This is a genomic window from Paenirhodobacter enshiensis (assembly GCF_000740785.1).
In the GTDB taxonomy this organism is placed as follows: domain Bacteria; phylum Pseudomonadota; class Alphaproteobacteria; order Rhodobacterales; family Rhodobacteraceae; genus Rhodobacter; species Rhodobacter enshiensis.
This window is the reverse complement of record NZ_JFZB01000058.1, coordinates 1-8093: the sequence shown is the minus strand read 5'-3', so window position 1 is coordinate 8093 and position 8093 is coordinate 1. Positions and strand designations below refer to the sequence as shown.

Below are 8093 nucleotides of genomic sequence, written 5' to 3'. Positions count from 1 at the left end.
ACTCGTGAGCGAAGCGCGCGCAGATGCAGGCTTCACTGACATTCGCCAATGATAGCCGCCGAGACGACACAATGACAATCGCTTTTTCGTGCCCGGGCCGAATCAGGGGGCTCTGCCCCCGTCCGGCTGCGCCGGACTCCCCCGGGATATTTATCGAAAGCCGAAAGAGAACGATGCCCTGCCTTTCGGCTTTCCACAAATATCCCGGGGGTGAATTTCGCGCCCCCGGCGCGAAAGAGGGGGCAGAGCCCCCTCCCTCAGAGATAATCGCCGCGGCTCAGGCCGTATTTGGCCATCTTCTCGTTCAGAGTGCGGCGCGGCAGGCACAGCTCTTCCATCACCGCCGAGATCGCCCCCTTGTGGCGGCGCATCGTGTTGTCGATCAGCATCTTCTCGAAGTTCTCGACATATTCCTTGAGCGGCTTGCCCTCGGTGGTCATCGCGGGCCCGGTGTCCTCGGTATCGGCCATCAGCAGCGAGGTGATCGACCCGGACCCCCGGCGCGATTGCAGGACCGCGCGCTCGGCCACGTTGATCAGCTGCCGCACGTTGCCGGGCCAGGGCGCCTGCAACAGCTGCGCCGCTTCCTGCGCCGAGACCTCGGGCGCCTCGCAGCCGTATTCCTCGGCGAACTGCTCGGCCATGCGGGTGAACAGCGTCAGGATATCCTCGCCGCGCGCGCGCAGCGGCGGCAGGGTGATCTTGTGCGCGGCGAGCCGGAAATACAGATCGGGGCGCAGCGCGTCCTCGAGCGTGCGGCCCTCGCCGTGCGCGTTGCAGATCGCGATGATCCGGGTCTCGGCCGGGCTGCCCTGCTCGTTGATGAAGGTCAGCAGCCGCGCCTGAAGGCTCTGGCTCAGCCCCTCGACATCCTCGAGCACGAGGGTGCCGCCGCGCGCCTCCTCGACGAGGGGGATGGTGCCGCCCTCCTCGACCGGGCCGAACAGCTTCGCGGCGAGCGCATCCTCGGAATAGGCCGCGCAGCTGACCACGACGAATTTCTTGCCCGCCCGCGGCCCCGTCGCGTGCAGCGCCAGCGCCACCAGCGACTTGCCGGTGCCGGTCTCGCCATCGACCAGCACGTGACCGTCGACCTGGCTGAGATCGAGGATATCCTCGCGCAGCCGCTCCATCGGCGCCGAGGTGCCGATCAGCTTGCCCATCACCTGCGCCCCTTCGGCGAGGTCGCGCCGGAGCGCCCGGTTGTCGAGCGCCATGCGCCGCATCTGCGTCGCGCGCTTCGCGAGTTCCGTCATCCGGTCGGGGTTGAACGGCTTCTCCATGAAGTCCATCGCGCCGATACGCATCGCCTCGACCGCCATCGGCACGTCGCCATGGCCGGTGATCATGATCACCGGCAGCGCGGAATCGAGCCCCATCAGGCGTTTGAGGAACGCCATCCCGTCCATCCCCGGCATCCGGATGTCGGAAATCACCACGCCGGGCCAATCCGGCCCGATCACCTTCAGCGCCTCCTCGGCGCTCGCGAATGTCTCGGTATCGAAACCGGAGAGCGCCAGCCACTGGCTGACCGACTGGCGCATGTCCTCCTCGTCATCGACGATCGCGACCTTCATCATCCGTGCCATGTGCTACTCCGCTGCCTTCACCCCGGCTCCCGGGGTGTGGTTTTCCGCCGGCAGAAGCGGCAGCTGCATCTCGAACACAGCCCCGCCCCCCTCGGCGTTCCGGGCGGTCAGACGACCGCCGAAATCGGTTACGATGGACGAGGAGATCGCGAGGCCGAGCCCCGTCCCCTCGCCAGGTTTCTTGGTGGTCCAGAACGGCTCGAAGAGCTTTTCCAGATCGGCGATGCCGGTGCCGTTGTCGCGCACGCTCAGCACCGCGGTCTCGCCGGTGGCGAGGATCAGTTCGACCTCCGGCTCGGGCCGGCCCTTGGTGGCATCAAGCGCGTTGCGCAGCAGGTTGATGATGACCTGTTCCAGACGGATCCGGTCCGCCATCACCATCACCGGCTCGCGCGGCATGATCCGCGAGATGCGCACCGTCTTCGCCTTCAGCTGCGGTTCCATCATCGCCAGAGCCGAGCTGACCGCCGCGCGCATGTCGACGGGCTCGAACGCCTCGCCGCCCTTGCGCGCATAGGATTTCAGCTGCCGGGTGATCGCGCCCATGCGTTCGATCAGATCGTCGATGCGCTGGAACGACGACAGCGCCTCCTCGACCCGGGCGCGCTGCAACAGCAGCCTCGCCCCGGCGAGATAGGTCTTCATCGCGGCGAGCGGCTGGTTCAGCTCGTGGCTGACCGCGGCCGACATCTCGCCAAGCGCGGCGAGCTTCGACGACTGCGCCAGCGATTGCTCGACCACCGCCAGATCCTTCTGCACCCGCTCGCGCTCGGCGATCTCGCGGCTGAGCCGCGCGTTCAGCGCCCGCAGCTCGGTCGATTCGCGCCGGTAGGCCAGCGTCTGCACCCGGGCGCGCCGCGAAATCAGGTAGAACCCCGCCGCCAGCAGGATCGCGAAGCCCATGATCTCCAGCGCGAGAACCGCGTTCACCCGCTCGCGCACCGATTCGTAGCCGGTGAAGGCCACCATCTTCCAGCCGCGGAACGGGATCCGCGTCTCGGTGCGCATCACCGCCTGACCGCGCAGCCAGGCGTCGGGCGGATCGTTCGCCCAGTCGGCCGTGGCCTGCAAGGCGCGCTCGATCGCCGTCGGCGCCGGGCGTGCCGCCAGCGCCGCATTCAGCGTCAGACCGCGCCATTTCGGTTCGGTCGTCAGGATGATCTTGCCCTCGCTGTCGACCACCGCGACCGCATCCGAAATCCCCGCCCAGGAGCGTTCGAATTTCGACAGCTCCGCCTCGACCACGATCACGCCGACCGGATGACCGCCGGCGATCAGCGCACGGGAATAGTCGAACTCGGTCCCGGTGCTCTGCTGGGTCTCGGTGGTGAAGATCGTCTCGCGCGAGCGCTGCGCCTCGACGAAAAACGCCTCATCGGCATAGGAGGTGCCGATCAGATTGCGGTTGGTCGCCGCCACCACCCGGCCCGACATGTCGAGAAGCCGGATCGAGGCCGCCGCGATCTCCTCGCGCGCTGTGATCAGCTGCGCGGAGGTCGAAGAGAAATCGTTGTTTTCCAACGCCTTGATGAGGATCGGATCGCGTGCGAGCAAAAGCGGCACCACCGAGGTCCGCTGCAACTCCGACAACACGTTTCCGGAATAGAGCGCCAGACGCAACTCGGTCCGCACGCGGGTGGTTTCGGTAAACCGCTCGGTCAGCCAGGCGTTGGTCATCCAGATCGTCGCGATGGCCACGCAGACCACGATCACGGCGCCCGCACGCAACGCAATCCGGCGCAGCCACCGGCCGAGCGGCTCCGGGGCACCTGGCGTATCTGAACTCGCAACGGGCTCGGTCATGCGCCGAACTTAGGCCATGCGCAGCCGGGCAACAAGGCAGGGCGGATCACGCCCCGGCCATCACCCCGGCCAACGCGCGGAAAAGCGCCGCCCCGTCGGCATTACCCTGCGCAGCTTCGACCACACGCTCGGGATGCGGCATCATGCCGAGAACACGACGGTTCTCGCTCAGCACGCCGGCGATGTCATCGGTCGCGCCATTGGGGTTCGCGGCATAGCGGAACGCCACCCGGTCCTCGCCCTGCAACCGCTTCAGCCCCTCGGCATCGATCTGGTAATTGCCCTCGGCATGGGCGATCGGGATCACGATCTCCTGGCCCCTGGCGTAATCGGCGGTGAAGGCGCTGTCCGTGGTCTCGACGCGCAGCGCCACCGGCTTCGAGATGAACTTCAGCCCGGCATTGCGCATCAGCGCGCCCGGCAGCAGCCCCATCTCGGTCAGCACCTGAAAGCCGTTGCACACCCCCAGAACGTAGCCGCCGCGACCGGCGAAATCGACCACCGCCTGCCCGATCGGCGAGCGCGAGGCGATCGCGCCGCAGCGCAGATAATCGCCGAAGGAGAAGCCGCCCGGAATGCCGATCACGTCGACCCCCGCCGGCAGCGCGGTATCCTTGTGCCAGACGCGCACGACATCCGCGCCGGCCTTGGCGAAGGCATCGGCCAGATCGCGGTCGCAGTTCGATCCGGGGAAGGTGATGACGGCGGCTTTCATCGCGCGGCTCCTGCTTTCATCTTTCCACAAATATCCCGGGGGTGAGGGCCGAAGGCCCGAGGGGGCAGAGCCCCCTCCCCTTCATTTTCCGGCAGACAAGGCGTCCGGCCGGTCACGCCGGGCGGCAACGCCCGGCGAAGTGCCTCAGGCGATCTCGACGGTGTATTTCTCGATCACGGTATTGGCGAGCAGCTTCTCGCACATCGCCTTGACCTCGGCTTCCGCCGCGGCCTTGTCGGTCGCGGCGAGGTCGAGCTCGATCACCTTGCCCTGGCGCACGGCGCCCACGCCCTCGAACCCCATGTGGCCGAGCGCGCTCTTCACCGCCTCGCCCTGCGGGTCGAGGACCCCGTCCTTCAACATCACATGCACACGGGCTTTCATCGCAGGCTCCTCAGTTGATCAGGGTCGGCTTGGTCGGTTCGGGATTGGTCGGCAGCACGCCCAGACGACGCGCGACCTCGCTGTAGGCATCGGTCAGGCTGCCCAGATCGCGGCGGAACACGTCCTTGTCCAGGTGCTCGCCGGTCTTGATGTCCCACAGACGGCAGCTGTCGGGGCTGATCTCGTCGGCGACGACCAGACGCATGAAATCGCCATCCCACACCCGGCCGATCTCGATCTTGAAATCGACCAGCTTGATGCCGACGCCATAGAACACGCCGGCGAGGAAATCGTTCACCCGCAGCGCCAGCGACACGATGTCATCGAGGTCCTGCTGGTTGGCCCAGCCGAAGGCGATGATATATTCCTCGGGCACCAGCGGATCGCCGAGCGCGTCGTTCTTGTAGCTGTATTCGACGATCGGGCGCGGCAGCGCGGTGCCCTCTTCCATCCCCAGCCGCTTGGCGATCGAGCCGGCGGCGAAGTTGCGCACGATCACCTCGAGCGGGATGATCTCGACCTGACGGACCAGCTGCTCGCGCATGTTCAGACGGCGCAGGAAATGCGTCGGGATGCCGACGTTCTGCAGGCCCATCATGAAGAACTCGCACAGGCGGTTGTTCAGCACGCCCTTGCCTTCGATGGTGGCCTTCTTCTGGCCGTTGCCGGCGGTCGCGTCGTCTTTGAAATACTGAACGATGGTGCCGGGCTCCGGGCCTTCGTACAGGATCTTGGCCTTGCCTTCGTAGATCTTTTTCCGACGCGGTGCCATGGGCTCTCCGTTCCTTGGCTGGTCCGGTCGGATGCACAAGGCCCCCGACCGGCAAAATCCGGGCCACGAGGCCCTTTTCGCCCCTATAGGACAAGGCCCGCCGTATCGCAAGCCAAAGACCCGTCCGCGGGCGATCCCGGGCGGGGCCGGGCTCAGTCTCCGGAGGTCAGGCGCGCCTCGATCCGGTCGGCCATCTGCGCGTGACCGGACCCGCGCAGCCCGGTGGCCACGCCCTGCGCATCGCGCCGGTCGCGGTTCTGGCTCAGCTTCGCCTTGGCGATCACCCGTCCGGGCACAATGCGCAAGGCAACGATCTGGCTCAGCCTCTGGGCGATGAAATCGGCCGGTGCGTCAGCCATGCGCCAGGCATCGCGGCCGTTCAGCCGGGTCTCGGCATCGCGCGTCAGCATCCCCACGGCCGCCCGCTTCGCCTTGTCGTCGTGCTGAAACGCGATCCGGCCGTGGACATGGACGACTTCGTAATTCCAGGTCGGCACGACACGGTGGGTCTCGGCCTTCGACGGATAGAACCGCGGCGAGACATAGGCATCGTCGCGCCGGAACACCGCCAGAACCTCCTGCCCGTCGCCGAGCTGGCGGTGCAGATCGTTCGCCAGCGCCACATGCCCGATCAGCGTGCCGTCAGAGCTCAGGTGCAGCGGCAGGTGATTGGCGACGAGCCCATCCGCCGTCTGCGCGACGACACAGGCAAGCGGAGCGCGGCGGATCGTTTCGGCGGCGGCTTCAGGCGAAACATCGGCGAAATGCGGCGGCAGATACATCGCAAGGTCTTTCGGATCGAGTGCAGGACCTGCCGAGGCTGACCGTCCTCCCGCACCCTGGCAAGGTGGCCCCGCCCGCCCCTCCTCACGTTTTCGCGAGGCCGCGGCTTGACGTGCAGCAACACGCTGCTCATATCTTGATGAGTGATACCGGCACCCAGAAGGGGATCCCATGACCACGTTCAAGGACCGTGAAAACGCCTTCGAAAACAAGTTTTCTCGTGACGAGGAGACCCGTTTCAAGATCGAGGCCCGTGCCGCCAAGGCGGTCGCGCTGTGGGCAGCGTCGCTGATGGGCAAGTCTGATGGCGAGGCGGAGGCCTATGTCGGCGATATCATCGCCGCCGATTTCCGCGAGGCAGGTCAGGAAGACGTGATCGAGAAGCTGATCGCCGACCTCGCCGGCAAGGCCGACGAACCGACGATCCGGGGCAAGCTCGCCCAGGCTCTGGCCGAGGCCGAAACCGCATTGGTGCGCTGAGCGCAAGACACACCGCCCGACAGGAGGCGGCGCCGTCGCGGCGCCGCATATGGGCCTGACGCCGATGGAACCGGCCTTTTCGCAGCGCGCCCCGGGGCGCGTTTTGCATATGTCATAGGGCCGTTTTTCAGCACGCGAGCATCCTCCGAACCGGAGACCCAGGCGGATACCCCCCTCCCCGACCGGACCGGCTGCGGCCCGGGCCACGAACGCGCGGCAAGGTCTGCCCGCCGGATCGGCCCCGCCAGCATGAAGACCCGCAGCGGCGGCAAAGTCCGCGCCGTCAGAACAGCGACAGCTGATCGCCAGCCGCGGGCGGCGGAGAAAACCGGCGGCAATCGAGTTCCGGCATCCGGCGATCGAGCCCCAACCTGCGGCAGGACACCTCGAACCGGCGGTGCAGAAGATCGGCCTCGACCCCCTCGCCCTGCATCCGCGATCCGAAGCGCGGATCGTTCAATTGCCCGCCGCGCATCGCAGCGACCGCTTTCAGCACCTTGTCGGCGCGCCCCGGCAGCTCGCGCCGCAGCCAGTCGGCGAACAACGCCGCAACCTCGTTCGGCATACGCAACGGAATGATCGCGGCGGCGCGGGCACCGGCGCGGCGGGCCTCGGTCAGGATCGCCTCCAGCTCGTGATCGGTGAGGCCCGGAATCATCGGTGCCGCCATCACCCGCACCGGAATGCCGGCACGCGCGAGATCCCGGATCATCCGGATCCGGGTCTGCGGCGCGGGGGCGCGCGGCTCCATCTTGCGCGCGAGCGTGGCGTCGAGCGTCGTCAGGCTGATCCCCACCTGCAGCAGCCCCCGCCCGGCCATATCCGACAACAGATCGAGATCGCGCAGCACCGTCGCGCCACGCGTGGTCAGCATCAGCGGATGGTTGAAATCGCTCAGCACCTGCAGGACGCGGCGCATGATGCCCATCCGCGCCTCGAGTGGCTGATAGGGATCCGTGTTGGTGCCGATGGCCAGGGGCGCGACGGTATAGGCCTTGCGGCGCAGCTCGCGTTCCAGAACCTCGGCGGCATCGGGACGGGCGACGATCCGCGTCTCGAAATCCAGCCCCGCCGACAGTCCGAGGTAACCATGCGACGGCCGGGCGAAACAATAGGCACAGCCATGCTCGCAGCCGCGATAGGGGTTGAGCGAGCGCTCGAACGGCACGTCCGGACTTTGATTGCGGGTGATGACGCTGCGCGGCCGCTCGATCGAGACCTCGGTGCGCAGCAGCTTTTCGTCCTCGGCGATATCCCAGCCGTCATGATCCCAGACCCGGGCATAGGGCTCGAACCGGCCGGCCGGCGCGGTGGCGGAGCCTCGCGCGCGCAGCCGCAGCGACGGGTTGGGGGCAGGCAGATCCGGCAATGGCAAAGACAGCTCCATCATGCGCCGCAATCTAGAACATAACGGGAACTTTTGTCACGCATTTTCGACGCGGCAGAGGCGCCGAAAATGACAAAAGCCGCAATGCCCCGACGGGGCATGCGAAACAGATCTTTTCAGGAAGACGGCTTGGTGGAGCTTAACAGGCTGCTGAAAAACTCCGGCCTCGACGTCCTTCGT

The 8093-nt window shown here is 66.8% G+C and carries 8 protein-coding genes; 1 reads left to right on the top strand and 7 read right to left on the bottom strand.

What is annotated here, in order from left to right:
* Nucleotides 1–257 precede the first annotated feature (257 nt).
* The 6 genes from CG50_RS15390 to CG50_RS15365 form a co-directional block, all read right to left on the bottom strand.
* Complete coding sequence (locus tag CG50_RS15390) at nucleotides 258–1589, bottom strand: sigma-54-dependent transcriptional regulator (RefSeq protein ID WP_036640342.1); 1332 nt, start codon at nucleotides 1587–1589, stop codon at nucleotides 258–260.
* A gap of 3 nt (nucleotides 1590–1592) precedes the next feature.
* Nucleotides 1593–3392: a sensor histidine kinase gene (locus CG50_RS15385; protein ID WP_036640340.1), complete on the bottom strand. Its 1800-nt coding sequence runs from the start codon at nucleotides 3390–3392 to the stop codon at nucleotides 1593–1595.
* Nucleotides 3393–3438: 46 nt separating this feature from the next.
* The gene (gene purQ / locus CG50_RS15380) at nucleotides 3439–4107 is read right to left on the bottom strand and encodes a phosphoribosylformylglycinamidine synthase subunit PurQ (RefSeq protein WP_036640338.1); all 669 of its coding nucleotides are present in this window, start codon (nucleotides 4105–4107) and stop codon (nucleotides 3439–3441) included.
* A 144-nt stretch (nucleotides 4108–4251) separates the two neighbouring features.
* Nucleotides 4252–4491: a phosphoribosylformylglycinamidine synthase subunit PurS gene (gene purS, locus CG50_RS15375; protein WP_036640336.1), complete on the bottom strand. Its 240-nt coding sequence runs from the start codon at nucleotides 4489–4491 to the stop codon at nucleotides 4252–4254.
* Nucleotides 4492–4501: 10 nt separating this feature from the next.
* The gene (gene purC, locus CG50_RS15370) at nucleotides 4502–5263 is read right to left on the bottom strand and encodes a phosphoribosylaminoimidazolesuccinocarboxamide synthase (RefSeq protein ID WP_036640333.1); all 762 of its coding nucleotides are present in this window, start codon (nucleotides 5261–5263) and stop codon (nucleotides 4502–4504) included.
* A 152-nt stretch (nucleotides 5264–5415) separates the two neighbouring features.
* Nucleotides 5416–6045, bottom strand: coding sequence for an FMN-binding negative transcriptional regulator (locus CG50_RS15365; RefSeq protein ID WP_036640330.1), 630 nt, complete (start codon nucleotides 6043–6045; stop codon nucleotides 5416–5418).
* A 172-nt stretch (nucleotides 6046–6217) separates the two neighbouring features.
* Between CG50_RS15365 and CG50_RS15360 the strand changes: the two genes are divergently transcribed.
* A complete protein-coding gene (locus CG50_RS15360; protein WP_036640328.1) occupies nucleotides 6218–6526 on the top strand; it encodes a DUF1476 domain-containing protein in 309 nt (102 codons plus the stop codon).
* A 283-nt stretch (nucleotides 6527–6809) separates the two neighbouring features.
* Here the strand turns inward: CG50_RS15360 and CG50_RS15355 are convergent, their stop codons facing one another.
* A complete protein-coding gene (locus CG50_RS15355) occupies nucleotides 6810–7916 on the bottom strand; it encodes a PA0069 family radical SAM protein (protein WP_394297143.1) in 1107 nt (368 codons plus the stop codon).
* Nucleotides 7917–8093: the final 177 nt, after the last annotated feature.